The organism is Labrys okinawensis, assembly GCF_047345005.1.
Taxonomy (GTDB): Bacteria; Pseudomonadota; Alphaproteobacteria; order Rhizobiales; family Labraceae; genus Labrys; species Labrys okinawensis.
This window is the reverse complement of record NZ_CP178864.1, coordinates 628,627-652,578: the sequence shown is the minus strand read 5'-3', so window position 1 is coordinate 652,578 and position 23,952 is coordinate 628,627. Positions and strand designations below refer to the sequence as shown.

The 23,952-nt window shown below is 64.3% G+C and carries 19 protein-coding genes and 1 tRNA gene; 4 read left to right on the top strand and 16 right to left on the bottom strand.

The genetic code is table 11. From position 1 onward, the window contains the following. Positions 1–548: 548 nt before the first annotated feature. Positions 549–1,751: a pyridoxal phosphate-dependent aminotransferase gene (locus ACMDCR_RS03145; protein ID WP_413991129.1), complete on the top strand. Its 1,203-nt coding sequence runs from the start codon at positions 549–551 to the stop codon at positions 1,749–1,751. Between the two features lie 20 nt (positions 1,752–1,771). Here the strand turns inward: ACMDCR_RS03145 and ACMDCR_RS03140 are convergent, their stop codons facing one another. Continuing rightward, the gene (locus ACMDCR_RS03140; protein ID WP_413991128.1) at positions 1,772–3,559 is read right to left on the bottom strand and encodes a chloride channel protein; all 1,788 of its coding nucleotides are present in this window, start codon (positions 3,557–3,559) and stop codon (positions 1,772–1,774) included. Between the two features lie 407 nt (positions 3,560–3,966). Further along, positions 3,967–5,910: an acetate--CoA ligase gene (gene acs, locus ACMDCR_RS03135; protein ID WP_413991127.1), complete on the bottom strand. Its 1,944-nt coding sequence runs from the start codon at positions 5,908–5,910 to the stop codon at positions 3,967–3,969. Positions 5,911–6,151: 241 nt separating this feature from the next. On the opposite strand from acs, the gene ACMDCR_RS03130 reads away from it, so the two are divergent. After that, the gene (locus ACMDCR_RS03130; RefSeq protein ID WP_413991126.1) at positions 6,152–6,979 is read left to right on the top strand and encodes a class I SAM-dependent methyltransferase; all 828 of its coding nucleotides are present in this window, start codon (positions 6,152–6,154) and stop codon (positions 6,977–6,979) included. 139 nt (positions 6,980–7,118) lie between these two features. On the opposite strand, the gene ACMDCR_RS03125 is transcribed toward ACMDCR_RS03130, so the two are convergent. From ACMDCR_RS03125 to ACMDCR_RS03100, 6 genes are all read right to left on the bottom strand, one after another. Then, entirely contained in the window at positions 7,119–10,298 is a 3,180-nt protein-coding gene (locus ACMDCR_RS03125; RefSeq protein ID WP_413991125.1) for an efflux RND transporter permease subunit, read from the bottom strand. 2 nt (positions 10,299–10,300) lie between these two features. Continuing rightward, positions 10,301–11,548, bottom strand: a complete 1,248-nt coding sequence (locus tag ACMDCR_RS03120) for an efflux RND transporter periplasmic adaptor subunit (RefSeq protein WP_413991124.1) — start codon at positions 11,546–11,548, stop codon at positions 10,301–10,303. Positions 11,549–11,723: 175 nt separating this feature from the next. Then, positions 11,724–13,208, bottom strand: coding sequence for a DHA2 family efflux MFS transporter permease subunit (locus ACMDCR_RS03115; protein ID WP_413991123.1), 1,485 nt, complete (start codon positions 13,206–13,208; stop codon positions 11,724–11,726). Beyond that, positions 13,205–13,891, bottom strand: a complete 687-nt coding sequence (locus ACMDCR_RS03110) for a TetR/AcrR family transcriptional regulator (protein WP_413991122.1) — start codon at positions 13,889–13,891, stop codon at positions 13,205–13,207. The genes ACMDCR_RS03115 and ACMDCR_RS03110 overlap by 4 nt, the downstream gene beginning before the upstream one ends. Positions 13,892–14,213: 322 nt before the next feature. Then, a complete protein-coding gene (gene modA / locus ACMDCR_RS03105) occupies positions 14,214–14,984 on the bottom strand; it encodes a molybdate ABC transporter substrate-binding protein (protein WP_413991121.1) in 771 nt (256 codons plus the stop codon). A gap of 178 nt (positions 14,985–15,162) precedes the next feature. Beyond that, a complete protein-coding gene (locus tag ACMDCR_RS03100; protein ID WP_413991120.1) occupies positions 15,163–15,483 on the bottom strand; it encodes a hypothetical protein in 321 nt (106 codons plus the stop codon). A 141-nt stretch (positions 15,484–15,624) separates the two neighbouring features. On the opposite strand from ACMDCR_RS03100, the gene ACMDCR_RS03095 reads away from it, so the two are divergent. Beyond that, positions 15,625–15,714 (top strand) — tRNA-Ser (locus ACMDCR_RS03095). A 701-nt stretch (positions 15,715–16,415) separates the two neighbouring features. On the opposite strand, the gene ACMDCR_RS03090 is transcribed toward ACMDCR_RS03095, so the two are convergent. Together ACMDCR_RS03090 and ACMDCR_RS03085 are read right to left on the bottom strand one after the other, a co-directional pair. Next, entirely contained in the window at positions 16,416–17,207 is a 792-nt protein-coding gene (locus ACMDCR_RS03090; protein WP_413991119.1) for a hypothetical protein, read from the bottom strand. Positions 17,208–17,326: 119 nt separating this feature from the next. Next, the gene (locus ACMDCR_RS03085; RefSeq protein WP_413991118.1) at positions 17,327–17,785 is read right to left on the bottom strand and encodes a hypothetical protein; all 459 of its coding nucleotides are present in this window, start codon (positions 17,783–17,785) and stop codon (positions 17,327–17,329) included. Between the two features lie 315 nt (positions 17,786–18,100). On the opposite strand from ACMDCR_RS03085, the gene ACMDCR_RS03080 reads away from it, so the two are divergent. Beyond that, a complete protein-coding gene (locus tag ACMDCR_RS03080; RefSeq protein ID WP_413991117.1) occupies positions 18,101–18,664 on the top strand; it encodes a hypothetical protein in 564 nt (187 codons plus the stop codon). On the opposite strand, the gene ACMDCR_RS03075 is transcribed toward ACMDCR_RS03080, so the two are convergent. From ACMDCR_RS03075 to ACMDCR_RS03050, 6 genes are read right to left on the bottom strand one after another with little or no spacing between them, the layout of a single operon-like run. Continuing rightward, a complete protein-coding gene (locus tag ACMDCR_RS03075; protein WP_413991116.1) occupies positions 18,639–19,898 on the bottom strand; it encodes a hypothetical protein in 1,260 nt (419 codons plus the stop codon). The genes ACMDCR_RS03080 and ACMDCR_RS03075 overlap by 26 nt on opposite strands. Next, a complete protein-coding gene (locus tag ACMDCR_RS03070) occupies positions 19,895–20,554 on the bottom strand; it encodes a hypothetical protein (protein ID WP_413991115.1) in 660 nt (219 codons plus the stop codon). Before ACMDCR_RS03070 ends, ACMDCR_RS03075 begins: the two co-directional genes overlap by 4 nt. Continuing rightward, positions 20,551–21,471, bottom strand: coding sequence for a vWA domain-containing protein (locus ACMDCR_RS03065; protein ID WP_413991114.1), 921 nt, complete (start codon positions 21,469–21,471; stop codon positions 20,551–20,553). The genes ACMDCR_RS03070 and ACMDCR_RS03065 overlap by 4 nt, the downstream gene beginning before the upstream one ends. Continuing rightward, complete coding sequence (locus ACMDCR_RS03060; RefSeq protein ID WP_413991113.1) at positions 21,468–22,493, bottom strand: VWA domain-containing protein; 1,026 nt, start codon at positions 22,491–22,493, stop codon at positions 21,468–21,470. The genes ACMDCR_RS03065 and ACMDCR_RS03060 overlap by 4 nt, the downstream gene beginning before the upstream one ends. Further along, complete coding sequence (locus ACMDCR_RS03055) at positions 22,490–22,972, bottom strand: DUF4381 domain-containing protein (protein ID WP_413991112.1); 483 nt, start codon at positions 22,970–22,972, stop codon at positions 22,490–22,492. The genes ACMDCR_RS03060 and ACMDCR_RS03055 overlap by 4 nt, the downstream gene beginning before the upstream one ends. After that, positions 22,969–23,940: a DUF58 domain-containing protein gene (locus ACMDCR_RS03050; RefSeq protein ID WP_413991111.1), complete on the bottom strand. Its 972-nt coding sequence runs from the start codon at positions 23,938–23,940 to the stop codon at positions 22,969–22,971. The genes ACMDCR_RS03055 and ACMDCR_RS03050 overlap by 4 nt, the downstream gene beginning before the upstream one ends. Positions 23,941–23,952: the final 12 nt, after the last annotated feature.

Genomic DNA, 23,952 nt, shown 5'->3' with positions numbered 1-23,952 from the left:
TACTTGGAACGCAATCGTTTTAAATCGCCCTAACGTCCTTTGGTTTAGACACTCGCCTTCCGTTGCGAAGTGCAAAAACGCACACGGCACTCAACCAGATTACGACCTCTTCCCGAAGCGCATCGGCTATGACGCCAAGAATACTCGCGATCACGGCGGGTCTTTGCACCTGAGCGGGCGGCGGTGAGGAAGTTTCATGGCAATGTTGTGTCGTTACAAACTAGCAATGTCGGGGAAAGGGCTGGTCATTCCGGTCTCCCTGCCATTCACAAGCAAACCTGCGCGGCACGCGCGGAATGACACCGTCTTCGCTTTTGTCGACCCGGGTTTGGGGCCGGCATTTTCCTTCGAGGCGTGAAGAAAAAAGGCGTCCGTCCCCTTGAACCGGCGCTATGGCGCGCCTAAAGCGTTTTGCGATTTGGCGCATTCGGCAAGAATCGCAAAGACGCGTCGAAACAAAGCGCTAGGCCAAAGCAGCGTTTACGCCTAAGCGCGCTTTGCTCTAGGGTCCGCCCGCAAATTTAAACGGTTCATCAGGAGTCCCAGCCATGGCCTTTCTCGCCGACGCTCTTTCGCGCATCAAGCCCTCCGCGACCATCGCGGTGAGCCAGAAAGCGCGCGAATTGAAAGCAGCCGGCCGGGATATCATCGGTCTTGGCGCCGGCGAGCCGGATATGGATACGCCCGACAATATCAAACAGGCGGCCATCGACGCCATGATGCGCGGAGAGACCAAATATCCGCCGGTCTCGGGCATTCCGCAACTGCGCGAAGCCATCGCCGCCAAGTTCAAGCGCGAGAACGGGCTGGACTACAAGCCTTCGCAGACCATCGTCGGCACTGGTGGCAAGCAGATCCTGTTCAATGGCCTGATGGCGACGCTCAACAGGGGTGACGAGGTTGTGATCCCCACGCCCTATTGGGTCTCCTATCCGGAGATGGTGGCCTTGTGCGGCGGCACGCCGGTGTTCGCACCGACGACGATCGCCAGCCAGTTCAAGCTGACCGCCGAGGCGCTCGAAAAGGCGATCACGCCGAAGACCAAGTGGTTCATCTTCAACTCGCCCTCCAACCCTTCGGGCGCCGCCTATAGCCGGGACGAGCTCAAGGCGCTTACGGACGTGCTGATGCGCCATCCGCATGTGTGGGTGATGACCGACGACATGTATGAGCATCTGGTCTATGGCGACTTCACCTATTTCACGCCGGCGCAGGTCGAGCCGAAGCTCTATGACCGCACGCTAACCATCAATGGCGTCTCCAAGGCCTATTCGATGACGGGCTGGCGCATCGGTTACGCCGCCGGCCCCGAGCCCCTGATCAAGGCCATGGACATGATCCAGGGCCAGCAGACTTCGGGCGCCTGCACCATTGCGCAATGGGCGGCGGTGGAAGCGCTCAACGGCACGCAGGACTACATCCCCGTGCGCCGCAAGATCTTCGAAGGCCGACGCGACCTCATCGTCTCCATGCTCAACCAGGCCAAGGGCATCCAGTGCCCGACACCGGAAGGCGCCTTCTACGTCTACCCCTCCTGCGCCGGCACGATCGGCAAGAAAGCGCCGTCGGGCAAGGTGATTGAGACGGATGAGGATTTCGTCTCCGAGCTGCTGCAGGCCGAGGGCGTGGCGGTCGTGCACGGCTCGGCGTTCGGTCTGGGCCCGAACTTCCGCATTTCCTACGCGACGTCGAACGAGGCGCTGGAAGAGGCGGGACGGCGCATCCAGAGGTTCTGCAATACGCTGGTCTGACCTGGGAGCGCGGTCCTAGCCTACACGCCTTCGCCGGCAAGGTCGCGCCTCGCCCGATCCGCCGCCTCCGCATAGCGCCTGAGCGCATGCGCTTCCGAGAGCAGGCCGATGACGTGGCCGGCCTCGTCCACCACCGCCAGCGCCTCGGCCTCGCAGCTCTCCATCCGCTGCGTGGCCTGCTTCAGCGTCATGCCCGCCATCAGCGTCTGGTCGCGGAACAAGGCCAGCGTCTCCGCCGCCTTGTTGCCGTCAGGCAGCTCGGGATTGGCCTGCCAGGCATCCGCGACCCGGATGAGCCCGGCATATCGGTTGGTCAGAGTATCCACGGCCACGGCATAATGGGTTGACCCGAGCGGATAGGCATTGCGGAACACCACCAGCGAGGCGTTCTTGTCGACCGTGGGCACCGGCGTGCGCATGACGCGGCCGACGGTGAGATCGCGCGCCCAGCCGATGTCGTGGGCGCTGCGGATGGCTTCGCCGCGCAGATGGAAGCGCCAGGTGGCGAAGGAATAGCCGAAGGTCTCGCGTACGGTGATCGAGGCGACGATCACCGCCATCAGCACGGCGACGGTGAGCTGGAAGTCGCCTGTCATCTCCAGCACCAGGAAGCTCATAGTCAAGGGGCCGCCGACGATGGCCGCCGCCAGCGCCGCCATGCCAGCCAATGCCGCAGCGTGCGGTGTCAGGCCGGTATCGGCGACGAGGAGCTGCAGGGCGCCGAGATAGAACTGGCCGACCAGGGCTCCGAGGAACAGCGAGGCGAAGAACAGGCCGCCGCGAAAGCCTGAGCCGAGCGAGATGGCCGAGGCCAGCGCCTTCAGCAGGATCAGTCCCCCCAGCACGAGCACGGGGGCGGGCGCGCCGACCAGCATGTTCATCAGCGCGCCATGGCCGGAAGACAGCACCTTGGGCGAGATCAGCGCGAGGCCGCCAACCAGCAGGCCACCGATGCAGGGCATCAGCCAGATCGGCAGGCGAAGGCCGCGAAACAGCTTTTCCATCCAGGCGACGCCCTGCATCACGGCCACAGCGACTGCTGCGCAGAACAGGCCAAGGCCGCAGAGCGTGGCGGCCCCAGCGGCATGCGGCTGGAAAGCGACGCCGCCGACCACGGCATAGGATTCCAGGCCGAGCAGATGGGTGACGATGGTGCCCGAAATGGCCGCTGCCGCCACCGGCGCGAGGTTGGACACCGCATAGGAGCCGATGATGATCTCGAAAGCATAGAAGGCGCCGGTGAGCGGCGCACCGAAGGCGCCCGCGATCGCTCCGGCCGAGCCGCAGCCGACGATGAGGCGCATGTCGGCCCGGCGCAGATGGAAACTGGTGCCGAAACGCGCCGCCATGCCCGAGCCGATCTGCGAATAGGCGGCCTCCAGGCCCACCGAAGCGCCGAAGCCGTTGGAGATCCAGGTCTGCAGGCAGACGATCAGGCTGCCCTTCAGCGACATCCGGCCGCCATGCAGGGCGTTGGCCTCGATCGGGTCGATCGGCCGCGGGAACCGGCGGCGCGCGATCCACAGATTGACGAGCCCGAGGATCAGGCCGCCGCAGGCCGGCACGCTGAGCGCGAGGATCATGGGCAAGCCGAGGGTGCCGCTCAGCCGCTCCTCCGACTGCAGGCCGAAGAAGAGCTCGTGGGCAAGCTGCGCGGTATGGCTGATCAGGAAGACTGCAAGGCCCGCCAGCGCGCCGACGATGGCAGCCAGCAGCACCATGCCGCTCTCGCTGCGGCGCACGAGCGCACGCATCCAGGCCGGGATGGCACGGGAGAGAGGGCTGGTATCATCGCTGGCAACGGACATGACAAAAGCGACACTACCCCAGTCCCGTCTGGGAGAGGGGTGCTGGAGAAACGGATCGCATCCTGTTTAAACGGTTGTGGTGAAAGCAAAAAGTCTCGTGGCGACGCAATTTTACGCTGAAATTCGGCTATAATATCGATTGAATGAGTAGATAATGGCGGCGATAAGCGCCTCAGAACGGGTGCGGGGAGCCTCCCCCACGAAGCTGGGGGAGGTGGCCGAACGAAGTGAGGTCGGAGGGGGTGTGGCCAGGATAAGGCACCCGAACCGCTGACCCCTGGACCGTTTCGCATCGAATGCCACGCCCTGCCAATCCCTGGGGCGAGCCCCACTCCGCCCACACCCCCTCCGACCCGGCTTCGCCGGCCCACCTCCCCCAGCTCCGTGGGGGAGGCTTAGGTCGCGCCTCACGCCTTCTTGTTCTGCCGGTTCGTAATCAGGTCGTCCACCACGGCCGGGTCGGCCAGGGTCGAGGTATCTCCCAACGCCGAGAATTCGTCCTCGGCGATCTTGCGCAGGATGCGGCGCATGATCTTGCCCGAGCGTGTCTTGGGCAGGCCTGGCGCGAACTGGATGAGGTCGGGGGAGGCGATCGGGCCGATTTCCTTGCGTACCCAGGCGACGAGTTCGCGGCGCAGGCCGTCATCGCCGCTCTCCCCGGCCATCAGCGTGACATAAGCATAGATGCCCTGGCCCTTGAGATCGTGCGGATAGCCCACCACCGCGGCCTCCGAGACCTTCTCATGCGCGACCAGCGCGCTCTCGACCTCGGCCGTGCCCATCCGATGACCGGAGACGTTGATGACGTCGTCGACACGGCCGGTGATCCAGTAATAACCGTCCTCGTCACGCCGGCAGCCGTCGCCGGTGAAATATTTGCCCTTGTAGGCGGAGAAATAGGTCTCGAAAAAACGCTGGTGGTCGCCGTAGACGGTGCGCATCTGGCCTGGCCAGGAATCGGCGATAACGAGATTGCCCTCGCAGGCTCCTTCCTGCACCCTGCCCTCGGCATCGACGATCTCCGGACGGATGCCGAAGAAAGGCCGCGTGGCCGAGCCTGGCTTCAGCCTGGTGGCGCCCGGCAGCGGCGTGATCAGGATGCCCCCGGTCTCGGTCTGCCACCAGGTGTCGACGATCGGGCAGCGGTGGTCGCCCACCACGCGGTGATACCACTCCCAGGCCTCGGGGTTGATCGGCTCGCCCACCGAGCCGAGCAGGCGGAGCGAGGTGCGCGAGGTCTTCTTCACCGGCTCCTCGCCGGCGCCCATCAGAGCCCGGATGGCGGTGGGGGCGGTGTAGAAGATCGTCACCTTGTGCTTGTCGACGACTTCCCAGAAGCGCGAGACGGTGGGGTAGTTCGGCACGCCCTCGAACATCAGCGTCGTCGCCCCGTTGGCGAGCGGACCGTAGACGATATAGGAGTGGCCGGTGACCCAGCCGACATCCGCCGTGCACCAGTAGATGTCGCCCTCGTGGTAGTCGAAGACATATTGGTGCGTCATGGCAGCATAGACGAGATAGCCGGCGGTGGTGTGCAGCACGCCCTTGGGCTTGCCGGTGGAGCCGGAGGTGTAGAGGATGAAGAGCGGATCCTCCGCCGCCATCTCCTCGCAGGGGCACTCGTCCGAGACATTGGCGGCGAGGTCGTCGTAGAAATGGTCGCGGCCCGTGAGCATCGGCACGTTCGCACCGGTGCGCCGGATCACGATCACCGAGGCGACGCCGCCCGTCTTGGCGCAGGCGGCGTCGACATTGGCCTTCAGCGGGATGCGCCGGCCGCCGCGCACGCCCTCGTCGGCGGTGATGACCACGGTGGAGGAGCAGTCGGCGATGCGGCCCGCCAGCGAATCAGGCGAGAACCCGCCGAACACCACCGAATGGACGGCGCCGATGCGGGCGCAGGCCAGCATGGCGAAAGCCGCTTCCGGGATCATCGGCATATAGATGGTGACGCGGTCGCCCTTCTTGACGCCCTCGCCCTTCAGCACATTGGCGAAACGCTGCACCTCGGCGGCGAGTTCGCGATAGGTGATGTGGCGCGACTGCGAGGGATCGTCGCCCTCCCAAATGATGGCGATGCGCTCACCATGTTCGGCCACATGCCGGTCCACGCAATTCCAGGCGACGTTTGTGGTGCCGTCCTCATACCAGCGGATGGAGACGTCGGGGGCATAGCGGGTGTTCTTGACGCTGGTATAGGGCTCGAACCAGCCGATGCGCTTGCCGTGCTCGCCCCAGAAAGCCTCCGGGTCGGCAATCGAGGCCTCATACATGGCCTGGTAGCGGGAGTTGTCGACATAGGCTTCCTCGGCCCATTCGCGGGGAACGTCGTAAATCCTGTGCTCTGACATCTATTCCTCCCACCACACGGCTTGACCCCGCCGCAAGGCCTGTTTTGGCGCGTTATCGTGACAAAAGGCTTAAGGCAAAGCTGTTGCCGGGGGCAAGTCCCCTGGGAGGACTGGCATCTGCGCCCGCTCCTTGGACGCTTGCGATCCCGGAAAGGATCCCTCGGCGCTCTCCACGCCCGGTGCTATACTCCCCCGATCGCGATGCCGTGCCACCGTTTCATCATCATGAAGGGATGCCGCCATGGACGTCGAAGGAGCTGTTGCGCGCCACTACACGCATGGTTCACTGGAGAAAACCCTTTTCGCCGCGCTGCAGTCGCGTGGCAAGGATCCCGACAATCTCGCCATCGAGGATCTTGCCGACATCGATGAGTTCCATCTCGGCTGGGGCTCGGCCACGGAGGAGCTTGCGGAGGACCTCGGCTTCGAGCATGGCATGACGATCCTGGAGGTCGGCTCGGGTATCGGCGGCCCGGCCCGCCATCTTGCCCGCCTGCTCGGCTGCGATGTCGTCGGCGTCGATCTCACGCCGGAGTTCGTCGAGGTCGCGCAGACGTTGACGAAACGCTGCCACCTCTCGGGCAAGGTCTCCTTCGTGCAGGGGAGCGCCCTTGCCATGCCCTTCGCGGACGGCGAGTTCGACGGCGCGGCGATGCTGCACGTGGGCATGAACATCGCCGACAAGGCCGCCCTGTTCCAGGAAGTGCGCCGCGTCCTGCGCCACGGCGCGCGCTTCGGCGTCTACGACATCATGCGCGTGGCCGAAGGAGAGCTCCCCTATCCCATGCCCTGGGCGATGACGATGGACACCAGTTTCGTCGAGGGCCCCTCGCATTACCGCAAGAGCCTTGAGGATGCAGGCTTCGCGATCGACCTCGAACGCAGCCACCGCGACCTCGCCCTCAAGCTTGGCCGCGAGATGCGCGATAAGGCGGCGCAAGGCGGTGCAGCGCCGGCGGGGCCGCTGGTGCTGATGGGGGAGAGTGCGCCGATGCGGATCGGCAATGTGATGTCGGCGGTGGCCGATGGCTCGATCGCGCCCATCGAGATGATCGCCCGGGCGGTGTGAGTCTGGGAGCGCGGACGTCCTCGTCCGCTCTTGAACCACTACATTTGCAAGATCAAGGCTCCAGCCAGCGACATGGTCGGAGCCTTTGCTTTTTGAACGCGGCGGTCCAAGAGCGGACGGGACGTCCGCGCTCCGGGCGCTACTCTGCGGCGATGCTCTGCGGCTTGGCCTCTATCACGTCGCGGTTCTCGACCGGCTCGCCGGCCAGGGCGGCTTCCTCGGGCTCGAACTCGTTCTCGGCACGCTTGGGGCTGATCCACTTGGAGAACGAGTCGAGATAGAGGTAGATCACCGGCGTGGTGAACAGCGTCAGCACCTGGCTGACGATCAGGCCGCCGACCATGGCATAGCCGAGCGGCTGGCGGATTTCCGAGCCGGTGCCGTGGCCCAGCATCAGCGGCACGCCGCCGAGCATGGCCGCCATGGTGGTCATCAGGATCGGGCGGAAGCGCAGCAGGCAGGCGCGGCGGATCGCCTCCAGCGGGCTCATGCGATGGTCGCGTTCGGCCACGATGGCGAAGTCCACCATCATGATGCCGTTCTTCTTAACGATGCCGATCAGCAGGATCACGCCGATCAACGCGATCAGGCTGAAGTCGAAGTGGAAGGTCAGCAGCGTGGCCAGTGCCCCGACACCGGCCGAAGGCAGGGTCGAAAGGATGGTCAGCGGATGGATGTAGCTCTCATAGAGGATGCCGAGGATCAGGTAGACCACGATCAGCGCTGCCACGATCAACAGCGGCACGGAGGCAAGCGAGTCCTGGAACGCCTGCGCCGTGCCCTGGAAGGTCGAGGTGATGGTCGCCGGCACGTTCATCTGCTGTTCCATGGCATTGATCGCCGTCGTTGCCTGGCCGAGCGCAGTGCCGGGCGCCAGGTTGAAGGAGATCGTCACCGCCGGAAACTGGCCCTGGTGGTTGATGGCGAGCGGGCGCACGGGATCGGTCGTCCATTTCGCGAAGGCCGAGAGCGGCACCTCGCCGCCCGTGGTGGGCGAGCGCAGATAGATCTGCTGCAGCGTCGAGGTGTTCTTCTGCAGCGAGGGCAGCACCTCCAAGATGACGTAATAGGTAGAGAGCTGCGTCGAGAAATTGGCGATCTGGCGCTGGCCGAAGGCGTCGTAGAGCGTGGCATCGATGACGTCGGGCGTCAGGCCGTAGCGCGCCGCCTGGTCTCGGTCGATCGACAGCGTCAGCGTGGTGCCGGAGGCCTGCTGGTCGGAAGCGACATCACGCAGTTCCGGCATCGTCTTCATCTTGTCGAGGAGCTTGGGCGCCCATTCGTTGAGCTGGTCGATGTCGGTGCCCTGCAGCGTAAACTGGTACTGGGTGCGTGAAGGGCGGCCGCCGAGGCGCACGTCCTGCGCCGATTGCAGGTAGAGCCGGGCGCCCTGCACCTGCGAGGTCTGGGTCTGCAGGCGGCGGATCACCTGGTCTGCCGAGGCCGTGCGCTCGTCGAGCGGCTTCAGCGTGATATACATCGTGCCGTCGTTGAGCGTATTGCCATTGCCACCCATGCGCATCGCCATATGGGCAATGGCCGGGTCCTTCAACACGATGGCCCCGAGTTCCTCCATATGCCTGGCCATGTCGGAGACGGAGGTGTCCTGCGCCGTTTCCACCACGCCGGTGATCAGGCCGGTGTCCTGCTGCGGGAAGAAGCCCTTTGGGATGATCATGAAGAGATAGCAGGTGAGCGCCACCGTGGCGAAGAAGACCAGCAGCGTCATGAAGCGGAAGCGCAGCACCAGGTCCAGGCCACGTTCATAGCCATTCACCAGGCCCTGGAACATGCTTTCGCTGAGTTGGTAGAGCTTGCCGTGATGCTCGTCATGGATGGGCTTGAGGAAGCGCGAGGCCATCATCGGCGTCAGCGTCAGCGAGACGAAGGCCGAGACCACGATGGTCATGGCCAGCGTGATCGAGAACTCGCGGAACAGGCGCCCGATGATACCGCTCATCAGGAGGAGCGGGATCAGCACCGCAATCAGTGAGATCGAGATCGAGAGAATGGTGAAGCCGATTTCGCCCGCGCCCTTGATGGCGGCGGCCATCGGCCTCTCGCCCTCCTCGATATAGCGGGTGATGTTCTCCAGCATGACGATGGCGTCGTCGACCACGAAGCCGACCGCGATGGTGAGAGCCATCAGCGAGAGATTGTCGAGGCTGTAGCCGGCCATCCACATCAGAGCACAGGCACCCAGGAGAGCGAGCGGCACCGTGATCGAGGGAATGATGGTGGCCCAGACGCTGCGCAGGAAGATGAAGATCACCATCACCACGAGGCCGATGGTGAGCAGCAACGTGAACTGCACGTCCTTCACCGCGGCACGGATCGTCTGCGTGCGGTCGGAGAGCACCGAGATCTTGATGGCGGGCGAAATGCCGGCCTCCAGATGCGGCAGCTCCTTCATGACGCTGTCGACGGTGTTGATGACGTTGGCGCCGGGCTGCTTGAAGATCACCAGGAACACGCCACGCTTGCCGTCGGCCCAGCCGGCCTGGGTGTCGTCCTGCGGCGCGCTGATGGCCTGGCCGATGTCGCGCACGCGGATGGGACTGCCATTGCGATAGGCGATGATAACGTCGTTCCAGCTCGCGGCATCGGTGAGCTGGTCATTGGTATAGATGGTGTAGGAACGCGTGGCGCCGTTGAAGGTGCCCTTGGGGTTGTTGACGGTGGTGACAGCCAGGGGGGTACGCACATCCTCCAGCGACAGGCCCATGGTCACCAGCTTCGCCGGATCGACCTGGATGCGGATGGAGGGCGTCTGCTGGCCGCCGACGTTGACCTGGCCGACACCGTTGATCTGGCTGATGGCCTGGGCGAGCTTGGTAAGGGCCTGGTCCGAGACTTCCGTCAGCGGCAGCGTGTCGGACGTGGCGCCGAGCAGCAGGATGGGCGAGTCGGCCGGGTTCACCTTTCGATAGGTCGGCGGGCTCGGCATGTTCTTGGGCAACTGGCCGGAGGCGGCGTTGATGGCGGCGAGCACATCGGAGCCGGCGCCGTCGATATTGCGCGAAAGGTCGAACTGCAGGGTGATCTGGGTCGATGAGGTCTGGCTCGAAGAGGTCATCTCCGACACGCCCGGGATCAGCGCGAACTGTGATTCCAGGGGCTGCGCCACCGAGGATGCCATGGTCGCGGGATCGGCGCCGGGCAAGCTAGCCGAGACCTGGATGGTCGGAAAGTCAACCTCCGGGAGCGGTGCCACGGGCAATTGCGGATAGGCGATGATGCCCACGAACAGGATGCCGACCATCAGAAGCGAGGTGGCGATCGGGAAGCGGATGAAGGGGGTGGAGATGCCGCCGGCCATGATCAGTCCGCCTTTTTCTGGGAAGCATCGCCGGCCGTACCGCCTGCCGGAGGCACCGTCTGCTCGGCAACCTTCTCGGCATCGGGGCTCATCGGCTTGGCATCGACCAGCGCGCCGTTCTGCAGGCGGGATTGCCCCTCCACCACCACTTTCTGGCCGACGGTGAGCCCATCCGAGATCACGGCGTTGCCGTCGCCGTTGACGCTGACCTTGATCGGCTTGGCGCTGACCTTGTCGTCATCGCCGATGACATAGGCGAACAGCCCGTTGGGGCCATGCTGCACCACGTCGCTGGGCACCACGATCGCCTGGACGAGCGTGTTGATCAGCATGCGGGTGTTGACCGACAGGCCCGGCCAGAGCGCATTGTCTTGGTTGTCGAAGCGAGCCTTCAGGCTGATGGTGCCGGTGGCCTGGTTGACGGTATTGTCGATCACCAGGAGCCTTCCCCGTGAGAGGGTGGTGGTCCCGTCGGAACTCATCGCCTCGACCGGCACGGTGCCCTTGTCGAACGCCTTGGTTATGGCCGGCAACTGGTCCTGCGGCTCGGTGAACTGCACGGAGATCGGCTGTAGCTGGGCGATGGTGACGATGCCGGTCGAGTCCGAGGCGTGGACGATGTTGCCCGGGTCGATCAGCCTGAAACCGGTGCGCCCGGTAATCGGGGCCGCGATGGTAGTGTAGCTCAGATTGGTCTGGGCATTGTCGATGGCTGCCTCGTCGCCCTCGATCTGCGCCTTGACCTGGTCGACCAAGGCTTGCTGTGTGTCGACATCCTGCTTGGATTCGAAGCTCTTCTCGGCAAGGTTCTGGAAGCGCTGCAGGTTGAGCTGGTCATTGCGCAGGTTGGCCTCGTCCTGTGCCTTCTTGGCCACCGCCTGGTCGAGCGCCGCCTGGTAGGGCCGTTTGTCGATCTCCACCAGCGGATCGCCCTGCTTCACCATCTGGCCCTGCTTGAACAGGATCTTGGTGATCTCGCCGTCGACGCGGCTTCTCACCGTCACTGTCTTGAGCGGCATGACCGTGCCCAGGCCATAGGCGTGCACGGGATAATCTGCCTTCTTCACTTCGGCGAAGGTGACGGGCACCTTGGCGGGCGCGGCGGCCTGGGCCTGCGGCTGGGGCGTCGGCTTGGCATCGGCGATGAAGTGGCGCCAGCCGCCATAGCCCGCCGCTCCGGCCACCAGGATGGTCAGGAACACCGGCCAGCGACGGCGCGGCTTCTTCTGCTTTTCTTCTTTGTCAGCCATGTCTACAACCCACGGATATACATACGCCTCTATTGCGTACACACAAAAAATCTCAAGCGTAATTTAGAGTGCTTTGGTCGTCAAAAGTATGACGCTGTGTTAAGTAATGTTTCAGTGCTGAAAATTTGATCAATACTGAACGTTATTTAACCCGTTTGTGATGCGAAGTGAGTTGTCACTCCGCTGGCACCGGACCTCCCGCGGAAGGCACAACCGCGCCGGGGACTGCACGCTGGGGTGGCGCCCCAGGCGCCGGCGCCAGCAACTCGCTGCCGACATCGCGCGGCAGCTGTCTGAAGATCAGCGTCGAACTCATGGCGATCAGGCCAATCATCATGAACACCACGGGAAAGATATTCGCCGTCAGGCCGGTGGCGCCGTGCAGGCGCATCGAGCCCTCGAGAGCCAGCGCCGCTATGGACACGCCGACCGAACTTGCCAGTTCCTGCAACACCGACGTCATGCTGGTGACCCGCCCCATCAAATGGGGCGGGACGTCCGAGACGCCGGCGGTATTGATACTCGTGAATTGCAGCGAGCGCGTGAACCCGGCCGCCAGCAGCGTCAGCGAGATGAGGTAGACCGGCATCCCGGCATAGAACAGCGCCGGCGCCGCCACGAGGACGGAGGAGATCACCGCATTGAGCGTGAGCACGCGACGAAATCCCGCGCGCCGCAGGATCGGCCCGGCCAAGGCCTTCATCGCCATGGCACCGGCGCCGGTGGCGAGCGTCAGCAGGCCGGACTGGAAGGGCGTAAAATCGAAGCCGAGCTGGAAATAGAGCGCCAGCAGGAAAGGCGTCGCCCCCACGCCGATGCGGAAGAGGAAGCCGCCGGTGATCGAAGCACGGAAGGCCGGGAGAGCCAGCAGGCGCAGCTCGATCAACGGATTGGCCGAGCGGCGGGCATGTGGCACATAGAGGCCGATCAGCACGATGCCCAGCACCGCCAGCGCCACATTGTAGCCCACCGGCACGAGGTCGAGGCCCGACAGCGTCGCCCCGCTCATCAGGGCCACCAGGCCGGGAGCCAGCAGGCCGAAGCCGATGAGGTCGAAGGGACGCCGATCGTCCTCACGCACATTGGGCACATAGAGCGTAGCCAGGATAATGCCGAGCACAGCGATGGGAATGTTGATCCAGAAGATCAGGCGCCAGTGGAAATAGGTGGTGATGAAGCCGCCCAGTGGCGGGCCGCTGAGTGGACCCAGCAAGGCCGGCAGCGTCAGCCACATCATGGCATTGACGAGATCGTGCTTGGGCGTGGTCTTGAGGATGATCAGGCGGCCGACAGGCGTCATCATCGCCCCGCCCATGCCCTGGATGATGCGAGCGACGACGAGCTCCGTGAGGTTGGTCGAGAGACCACAGGCGATCGAGCCGAGTGCGAACACCACGATGGCGGCGCGGAACACGGTGCGCGCGCCGAAGCGGTCGGCCATCCAGCCGGAGGTCGGGATGAAGATCGCGAGCGAGAGAAGGTAGGACGTCAGCGTCAGCTTGAGATAGATCGGGCTGGTGCCGAAATCGTGCGCGATCGTCGGCAGCGCGGTGGAGAGCACCGTGGAGTCGAGGTTCTCCATGAACAGCCCGCAGGCGATGATCAGCGGCAACAGGCGGCCAGTGGGTATGTCGATCCTGGGAACGCGGCTCTCGCTCATGGCTGCGTGCCCCCGCCCTTGCGGCCACGGGGCTTCAACACGGTGACCGTCCCGCCGGCCGGGCTCTCCCGCGGCGTACGGCCTTGCGGAGCCTGGCTCCTGCCGATGCCATTGAGAGCCATGCCGATCACGGCTTCGGCGACCTCGGCATCGGAGAGATAGTCGGCACCGACGCCACTCCACATCATGCCGATCATCAGCTTGGCGGCCATGCCCGCATCGAAGGGGCGGGCCTCACCCTGGCGCTGCGCCGTCTCGATCACGCCCCTGAGGCGCTGCTCGATCTGGCTGCGGCGCTGGCGGAACAGCCGGCGCTTGGAGGTCTCGCCCTCGTTGATGTTGCGGATCGAGCCGAAATGGGTGCGGAAGGTCGGCACGATCTCGATGGCAAGTCGCATCAGGCGATCCTCGAAGGGGCCGTCCTGCAAGAGGGCGGCGTCGAGCCGGATCTCGAGATCGTCGATGGCCTGGCCGAAGACCGCCTCGAACAGAGCCTGTTTCGACGCGAAATAGCGGTAGACCGTCGGCTTGCCGATGCCGGCCTCGAAGGCAATGTCCTCCACGGAGGTCGCCTCATAGCCCTGCCGGGCGAAGATGCGGCTGGCCGCGTCCAGCAGATTGTTGCGGCGGATGTCGCGCCACCTTTCCTCGCCCGAGGGCTTGTCGTCAGTCAACGAATCCATGGCGGCCTCGAATCAAAACCCCGCGGTTACGAATGAAACTTGTAAGTTTCGTTTATGACCCGAAATGTGATGAAAATATGCGAAATTCAATGCTGCAATTTCAAAGGGTGCTCGCAAGACGCGCACATTTGTGTGAGCTATGTTTCGCGGATGTGAAGGCGCGGGGAACATCCTGGGACCGCAGGCATCCTTGCCTGCTTCTTCCTGTGTCGGAGAGCGCAGCGGTTCAAGAGGCAGGCAAGGATACCTGCGATCCCGGGACGCCATCAAAACGAACGTGGCGGCCAGAGGCCGCCACTCCGGTAACTCTTGTGAGCGCTGTCTACTTCAGCAGCGTGAACCCGGCCCTGGCGAACGACGCCTGCCCCTCCGGCGTCTTCAGGAAGGCCAGGAATGCCGCGGCGTCGGCATTGGTGGAGGAAGCGGTCAGGCCGAAGGGGTAGATGATCGGAGCATGCGAATCCTCCGGAAAGGTAGCCACCACCTTGACCTTGGGCTCGGCCGCCGCGTCGGTGGCATAGACGATGCCGAACTTGGCCTCGCCGCGGGCCACCAAAGCGAGCGCGGCGCGCACGTTGTCAGACTGGGCAAATTTCGGCTGCACGGAAGCAAGGATGCCGAGCTTGGTGAGGGATTCGATGGCATATTTGCCGGCCGGCACCGTCTTCACTTCGCCAACCGCCAGCTTGCCGTCGCCGATGGCCCCGGCAAGGTCGGCATTCGGGCCGAGCGTGATGGTGGCGGCCGAGTCCGACGGGGCAACGAGCACCAGCGCATTGCCAAGCAGGTTGGAGACGCTGTCGGGCCTGATCAGCTTCTTGTCGAGGCCATACTTCATCCAGTCGAGATCGGCCGAGGCGAAGATGTCGGCGGGGGCACCCTGCTCGATCTGCTTCATCAGGGCCGAGGAGGCGGCGTAGGAGATCTTGACGTTCTTGCCGAATGTCTTGGTCCAGGCCTTGGCGGCATCGTCGAGCGAGCCCTTGAGGCTTGCGGCAGCGAAGACGGTGACGTCCTGCGCCTGGGCAAGGGCGGGCGAGAGGACAAGGCCGAGGGTGAGGGCAAGGAACGCCCGGCGGGCAAAGCGCAGCATGATATGATCCCCAGTAAGCCGCTATGGCTATGTTTCAAGGGATATAGCGAGGCGCGGCGGACAGCAAGCCCGGGACAGCCGGGTTTCCAGCCGGCCTGTGGCAGCGCCAGCGTGCGAGGCCATCGTCCTTGTTGGCTGGCACAGCAGTTCCTGGATTGGCGGTCGGAGACCGCCACTCCTAGAGGTGCGACACATAGCCGATCCGGCTCGCCGGCTTGCGCCCCAGCCAGAGGAGCAGCACCGCCAGCACCACCGTGAGGCAGGCGAAAGGCAACTCCAGCACCGGCATCGCGATGTGCTCCAGCACGAGGGCCGACAGAGAGGCTTCCACCCAAGCCTGCGCCCGCGCCAGGCTCGCCGAGTTGAGCCAGGCCCAGAAGCCGCGGATCGACAGATAGAGGATATGGTTGTCGGCGATCGAGCGCGTGCCGTCGACCATGACGGCGACGAAGGTTCCGGCGGCCAGGAACAGGCCGAGGGCGCGGGCCAGGAAACGCATGACGGTCTCTCTCGCAGGACGATGCCGGAGCTTAGGCGATCCCGCCGGCACAGGGGAGGGCCATATCCCAGGAATCGACACGAAAAACCTGCAAACTGAGGTTTACAAACTGCCCCGACATCGCCATAAGCACCGCTCGACGGAAGGGTGGCCGAGTGGTTGAAGGCGCACGCCTGGAAAGTGTGTATACGGGAAACCGTATCGCGGGTTCGAATCCCGCCCCTTCCGCCATATCCTATTCCCAGACATGTTTAGAGCGCACCCCCGGAAGGCGCGGCCCGCAGCCTCCTTCGCCTAGAGGCGCGCGATCTCGGTATAGGCGTTGCTGACTGGTTTCACGATGCCGCCCCTCTGCTTCGGGAATCGCTTTGCGTGACATCGATCGGAAAGGACAACAGGAGTCCTCTTTGCTTCGAGGTGAGCCACCCTTCTGAAGGGCGTGCTCTCCTGCGAGCAGAAAAGACGTCACCTCAAGCTCTGCTCGCACGACGCTGGATTATCGCCCATCCAACTTAAAGTTGCATCAGAAACAAAAACCCCCGGCCTGTCGGGAAAGGCCGGGGGTGCGCAACGTCGCTTCTGTTGGTCGTGGCGGGCGCATCAAACGTCTGGCAGGTCAAGAGGGGCAATTTTCATGACCCCTTTGACACACTACTTCTCGATTGCGCCAGTAATTGACGAATTTACCCATCAATTAAACAAAAATGGCCAAAACCGGGCCTCGATGCCTGCCAGTTGGCGGCTGAAAACCCCGGCTCGGGTCGTGACTCCATGCTTCGATGTCAGTGGTTTTCCCGGCTACGCACTACCCCGTTTTCGGGCAGCTCTGCTGTGATCGAAGCACAACGATGCGTCGCCCGGGCTGATAATCGTTACGGGAGGCAATCGGGCGTTGTGGCTTTCGCCGGCGCACGAAGCAAAAAACAGTCGCCCTAGAACTTGTAGGTCAGCGCCACGAGCGGGCCGTACATGCGCACATCATAGAGGAAGGAGCCGTTCTTGTAGTCCACCGACAGCAGGCGATAGCCGGCATGAAGCGTCACGTTCTCGTTCCATTTGTAGTTGAGCAGCCCTACGACCTGGTAGGTCAGCTTGGACCCAGCGTTGAAACCGCCGATATCGCCAAGCACGGTCACGCTCCAAGTATCGTTGATATGGGCGATTATGCGCGCGGCAACCACCGGGTCGAACCAGTCTTCGGCTTCGCTATGGTCGATGCGAGGCGCCAGCGCGCCGCTCTTGAGCGTGAGCTTGTTGTCGAGATTCCAATAGCGCACCCCGGCGCCGAGATCGAAATCGACTGTCTGATTGGTGAAAAGACGATACATTGCATCGCCCTGCAGCGTCAGGCTCTCCGTGCGCAGTTCCGCCTCCGAGAAGAACAGGCCTGGCAGCTTGGCGGTCGAGGTGACTTTCGAAAACATTACGTCGGTGAGCACGATCCAGCGATCGACCTTGAACTCCCCTGCTCCCATGATGCCGCCGTTGAGATCCTTGAAGATGTCTCCGAAGGTCAGGTCAATCTTGGCGGGCGGCAAGGGCGGCAGCGTCGAGGACTTTCCGCTCAGCGCGGAGGCCCAGAAGTAGCCGGTGAAGGCGAAGGTAGGGCCGATATAGAGGGCGGGTGGCGGCGCGGGTTCCGCTGGTGCTGGCACAAGGTCGGCTGCATGGAGCGGTGCGAGGCCCGCAAGCATCAGGATCACCGACAACGCTGTACGCTTCATGGCTGTCCCTCGCGACGCGACCGACGGGCAAATGTCGCACGACCGCGAGCCCGCCACGATCCTGTAACGGTTACGGGGCGTTGCGCCGGGTTTGAAGAAGCCACGCGAGAGTGCGGTGGCTAGCGCGCAAACCGAATGTTGACGCCATCGGCGCCGCCGGCCAGCATGAGGCCCTGGCGGCGGGTCTTGAGTTTGAGAACCACTCCTTTGCCGTTCTTGAGCCACAGGTAACCACCGCCCTTGTTGGCCAGCGCCCAGCCGAGGCGGATCTGGCCGTAGAGGCCTTCGAAGTCGGCGAGGCGATTGAGATCGTAGACTGTCCCCGTGGCCGTCAGCTTGGACAGACCGATGCCTCCAACGCCGAGGCCGACCACCTTGATGGGATAGCTCTTGCCCCTGAAGCTAAGCCGCCCGCTGCCACCACCACCGCTGCCGATCATCGCGACCTGGACCTGCTGGATATAGACCGAGCCCGTCGCGCGGCGCGGCTGGTCCGCCCAGGCGGCGGGGGCCAGGCCGGCCAACAGGACCAGAGATAGCGCCAGCACGATGATAGATCCTGGCTTGAAAAGTCTCATCGTCTCGGCTCCATAACGATAGTATGACATCGGACCGGCCTGACTACGGACGCGGGAGTTGACAGGTGCCGGAATACGAAAACTGACCCTGGAGCCTAACGTCTGCCGAGGGGTAAAAGTTGTTGTAACAGTTAGCGGCTTGACAGAGCGGGGAGTCTGCCGCTCGCGATGTCCCTGTGGCTGCAAGTGTAGGTTCCCCAGCCTCGGCCGTGGCCTGCAGTGGCACAGTAACCGTTATGGACTAAGCGCCGCCGGCTACGTGTGCGAACGTCCGCACCTTCAGGCCCCTCACCGCTCTATCATGGGAAGAGATTCATGTCGGCAAAGCGCTTCATCCATCTCATCCTGACCGAGGCGAAGGAGGCTATTGCGCCGACGTTATTCTTCATCGCGGGCTTCAACTTGATCCTGCTGACCACACAGCTGATCCTCGCCGACTATTACGGCCAATTGTTCAGCTTCGCTGGTGCCACCTTCGCCGCCCTCGTCGTTGGCAAGGCGGTTCTGGTTGCAAACGCGATGCCTTTACTGCGCCGCTTCGACCATGCGCCGCTCATCCGCCCCATTCTTTTCAAGACGCTGGTCTATTGCACCGTGGTCTTCATGTTCCGTTTTCTCGAGAGAATCGTGGAGTATTTCTGGAGTGGCGGCACCATCGGCGCATTGCCCGCAGAAATCGCCGAGCGTTTCTCCTGGCACCGCTTTGCCGCCATCCAGATCTGGATTTTCGTGCTCTTCCTCATCTATGTCGGAGTGGCGGAGATCAATACGCTGCTTGGCGAAGGGAGCCTCTGGCGCATCCTCTTTCATGAGCGCGCCATCAGCGGCTCGAATGGCACCAAGCTCGAGTCGGTCAGAACGAACCCGGCGCGGCATTGAGGGGCGGCAGGATCGCTTCGGAGTGGTGTCGGCGTGACGGTGAGGGAGAAAACGCCCTCACGGATCGCGCCAGGTAGGCTCCCTCCTCCACGGTCCACGACGGGGCGTTTCCAAACAGGTAGGCCTCAAGCCGCGCGATGGCTGGACCAAGCGCAGCATGCTCGCGGGCGGCTATAGCCACCGGGGGCGGCAGTCGGCTCAACCATATCTCCAGGGCCTGATAGCTCTCCCTCGCTTGCCCAGCCGCGGCGCGCCTCCGGACCTCCTGCTGGGCCGCCGCGGCAGAGGCCGCATGATGCTTTCTCCAGGCAAGCCCGGCCCTTGCAAACCAGGCAAGGCCCGCGACCACCACCAAGGCAATGGAGATCGCAGCCGCTATGGCCCTGGTGGTCCAGAATGAAGGCCTTGCCCTTGCGTTGGCCGAGGCCGCAGCTGCGACATCGACCTGGATGCCCGCGGCCGTCAATTGCCGCGCCTGTCGGTTCCGCATATCCCACCAGCTTTGCACCAGGGGTGGCAGGTCATAGCTGCCGGCCTTCTCGAAGACATAGGTGACGCGATCCGTGCGGGAGCCCTCGACGTCGCCGCGGTTGACATGATCCTCGCTCTGCGGCGGATCGAGGTAGACGCGCACGCCGGCAGGCGCCCCGAAACTGAAATCGGCCATGCCGAGGGCCGGCACGCCCTGAGCCTTGCGCTGGATCGTTCGCACCAATGCAGCGCCCGGACGGAGGCGGGTGGTCCCGGGCAGGGGATTCCAGCTCTGGGTGAGCGTAACCTCCTCTGCCGCCAGTACAGGGCCGGACGCATCGATGCCGCTGGGGACGTCGACGTCCAGGCTCTGGGCCACTCCTTGTGCCGCTCCTGCCGGGTCTCCATTGCGATCGAGCAGTGTCACTTGCGCCGCCGGAATAACCAGGCGGTCACCCCGGCGTGGAAACACCACGAATGTGAAACGCTGGCCGACATAAGAGGTCGCGCCGACTTGCTCGCGCAGCGTCACCGCCTGCGTCTCGAAGCGCAAGATTTGCGCTCCCGGCGCGTCGGCAACGGAAACACGCGGCGGATGCGGCATCTCACCGGGAAAGAGCACCTCGACGACAAGATCGACCGGCTGGCCGATCACCGCCTTGTCCGCCGGATCGAGCCGGGTGCGCACGAGAACGTCCTCTGCACGGGCGCTTGCCGACGCGGCGATAAAAGCAAGGAGGAAAGCGAGCCACAGCCGGATCATGGCCCCTCCCCGGCTGGCTGGCTCTGGGCCGGCGCGATCTGGGCCTGTCGTTGATAGGCGAAGCGCAGGCGCAGGAAATCGGCCGGCCGGGTCTCCACCCGCTTCAGCCAGAGCGCGCGCACCGCCTCGTCCGAGAGTGGCTTCTGTTGTCCCGCTATCGTGGTGTCCGCGCCGCCCTTGTTGGCCTTGTCGAAGACGATGTCGTCAGCCTTTTCATCGGCGGCATTCCCGCCCTCGGTCTTGAGGCGCTGCGCCCGGACGGTTGCGATCTGTCGGTTGGAGATGGCATCGGCCCAGTCGGGCCGCAGGGCGAGCGCGCGATCGAAGCGTCCGACGGCGTCATCATACTTGCCGAGCATGATCAGGGCCGTGCCCTGGTCATAGTTGCTGCGCGCCGTATCGGCGGCTGCAAAGGCTTGTGCCGCAGCCTTGAAATCGCCGGCCCGGTAATAGGCGGCGCCCCGCCGCAGGGGGTCACGGAACGCCGCCGCCGCCTCGCTCTGTCGGCCCCTGCCCGCAAGGACGGCGCCCCGCTGATCGGCGGTCAGCAGGACATTGCGCCAACCGACGCGATGCGCCGCCAAGACGAGACCGAGTGCAGCCAAGCCCGCCACCACCGCATAGGGAATCCAGGACCGGCGGCTGTCGTTCTTCATGTCACCACCCAGCCTCGCCGGAACCAGCCGAGCGTGAAAAGCAGGAGTGCCGGCACGAGCCAATAACCGGCCTCCCTCCAGGAGCGCCCCTGCCCGGCAACCGCCGTTGTCCTTTGCGAGCGATCGATTGCACTGTCGACGGTCGCGATATCCGCCTGTTCCACGGTCGTCGGAATGAGGTCAGCGCCGAGGGCACGTGCCGCATCAGCCAACTCGCTTGTGTCCTCATTGGGCCCCAGGAGTGCGAGGATGGTGACGCCGTGCTTCAATGTCAGGCCCGAAAGGGCGTTGATCTGGTCTCCAGCCACAGTGTCGGCAAGCACGAGGATCGAGCCGCCCTCGTCATTTTGCGAAAGGAGCCCGTCGGCCATGGCCATCGCGGAGGAGAGCGCATCCCCGTCCGCCGGCATGATACCGGGCGACAGGGCGCCCGCCATGGACAGGACGACATCCTTGTCGGCTGTCGGGGGCAGCACCAGATGGGCGGAACCCCCATAGACGATGAGCCCGGTGGAGGCCCCCTCTCGCAGGGCCAGCAGATCCGAGAGCTTCTGGCGGGCCCGGTCCAGGCGTGTGGGAGCGAGATCCTTCGTCGTCATCGAGGCCGTGACCTTGAGCACGACCATGACCGGTGGCTTGTTGTCGGCGAAAGGTGATGCCTCCAGTCGCCATGTCGGCCCGGAAATCGCCGTTATGGCGAGGATCCAGACAAGCAGGAGCAGGCCATTCGGCGTAAACCGGGAGCGTCGCTCGCTGCCGACCAGCAGATATTGGAGGAGGTCGGGATCGATGACGCGCCGCCAGCGCTGGGCCGTGTCGGAGCGATAGTGCTGCAGCAGAAACAGTCCCAGAGCCGGCAACAGCGCCAGCAGCCAGAGCGGGCGGATGAAATGAAAGGCGGCAAGGCTATGCATCATGGCCGCACCGGCGGCTGCACGGTGCCCGGAACGTCGGCTCGATATGCAATCCGGCGCCAGAGCAGATGGAGGGCCTGGGCCAGCATCGAGAGGAGCAAGGCACCAGCCAACGGAACCCAATAGATGTCGAGCTTTGGCCGGAAGCTCACGGTGTCGATCTTGCGCACCTCCAGGGCGTCGAGGCGGGCGTAGATCTGGGCAAGGCCGGCGCGGTCGAGCGCGCGGAAGAAGCCGCCTCCCGTGACTTTCGCGACATCCTGCAGGGCTTTCTCGTCAAGCTTCTCCTCACCGATGGCGGTTGGATCGCCGATCGCCACCGTGTGGATGACGATCCCCTTGTCCCTGGCGACACCGGCTGCTTCGGCTGGTGGTACTTTGCTCGCTGTATCGTTGCCATCCGTCAGCGCGATGATGGTCCTGGCCTTCACATTGCTCTTCTCGAACATGCGGATGCCCAGACCGATGGCATCGCCGAAGGCCGTTCGCGGCCCTGCCATGCCGACCGCCATGTCCCGCAGCAAGGTACGGCAGAGATTGAGATCCGTGGTGAAGGGCACCAGTGTGAAGGGCGCATCGCCGAAGACGACAATGCCGACGCGGTCCCCCTTGCGCCGGGCAAGGAAGTCGTCGAGCACCTCCCTGACCGCGCTCAGACGATCGACCGTCTTGCCCGACGCGTCGACGAAATCCCTGGCGTCCATTGAACCGGACAGGTCGACGAGAAGCAGCATGTCGCGAGCAGGCTGGTCGCGGTGAAGGGGCGGCTCGAGCCATTGCGGCCGTGCCAGCGCCGCAACAGTCAGCAGCCAGCACAGCGCGAGGACAGCAAGGCGCAGCCAGCCTCGCGGGGCCACCACGCCTCCCTGGTGAGGTCGCGCGCCGGTCAGCGCGACCAGGCGATCGAAGAAGGGCACCCTCAGCCCCGCCCGCCGGTCCGCACGCGGCGGGACGAGGAACCATACCGCGAACGGCAAGGGTATCAGCAGAGCGAGCCAGGGATAGGCAAAAACGAGCATCCTCATTGCCCCTCGGCGGCCTGGTGCAGGCGAACCCAGGCCCTGGCCGCGGCGACCAAGGAGTGAACGGACGTGCCTGCCTCCTTTGCCGCAAAGGCGCCTTCGAGCGCGCTGGTGATCGCCGCGACATCGATCCCTGGCCGCGACTGGGCGGCGATGAAACCTGCCCAGGCCTTCCCGCTCAGGCTTGCGACCTGCTCGCGCGGGTAGCTGACCAGGGCGACGCGTTTCAGGATGGCCGAGACGCGCAAGACATCGTCGGCGCCACCGCCTTCTGCCGGGGCAGCAACAGCGTCGAGTTCGCGCAGCGCAATGCGACGATAGGCATTGGCGCGATAGCGCAGCCATGTTCGCCAGGCCTGCAGCAGCAAGATGGCGGCCAGCGCCGCGATCAGGATCCACATGCCAGGCGCCAGAGGCCAGAACGGGAAGCCGGACGGCGCCGCGATGTCGTGCAGCCTGCTGAGATCGCCCGGATCGTTCATCGCCCCGCCCCCACGCTCGCAAGATGCTTGGCGGAGCGCCGGCCGATCAGTTCGCGCAATTGGGTGGCGACATCCCGGTCAGTGGAAACGGGCAGGACGGGAATCGAGCGTCGGCGCGACAACGCTGCCAGCCGCGCGCGCCATGACGCCTTATCTTCCGAGAAGCGTCGGCGCAACGAGGCCGGAGAGAGGTCGACCTCGATTTCGGCGCTGCCCGAGGAAAACACGGAAGGTCCAAGATCCGGCAGGTCGTGCTCCAAGGGATCGAAGATATAGATGGCGAGCACGTCGTTATGCGCCGTCAGGCGGGTGATCAGGCGCGCCGTATCGGCATCCTCGCCGCTGGCGTCGCTGATGAGGCAGACCAGCCAATCGTGCGTGGCGAGACGAACGGCGCGTTCGAGCGCCTCGTTCAATCCACCCGCCGCATCCATCGCTGCGGCCTTGCCCAAGGTGTCGTTGTAGCGCACGACCTCCGAGAGTAACCGCACCACGCCGGCATCGCGGCCGAGCGGCTTGACCTCGGTCGCCCCGCTATCGCCGAACACCACCCCGCCAACCCGGTCGCCCAGCGAGGTCACCCGCCATGCGGCGAGCGCGGCCGCCTCGGCCGCGGCGACCGATTTCATCATGCGCCGGCTGCCGAAAAACATCGTGCTGCGCTGGTCGACGATCAGTAGGACCGGCCGATCGCGCTCCTCGGAGTAGACCCTGACGAAGGGGTTGCCCATTCGTGCGGTGGCGAGCCAGTCGATGGTGCGCGTGTCATCGCCCTCGACGTAATGCCGCAATTCCTCGAAATTGAGCCCGCGGCCGCGCAGCCGAGAGGCGTGCCGGCCCGCCAGCAGGCTATGGACGGGCTGGCGCGGCATGAAGCTGAAGCCATGGGCGCGATGTTTGAGCCGCAGGAGTTCCTCCATGCTGACAAAGGCCTGCGCCCGCTCCGTCGTGGTCCTGCCCTCGGTCATTGGTCGTTGCCG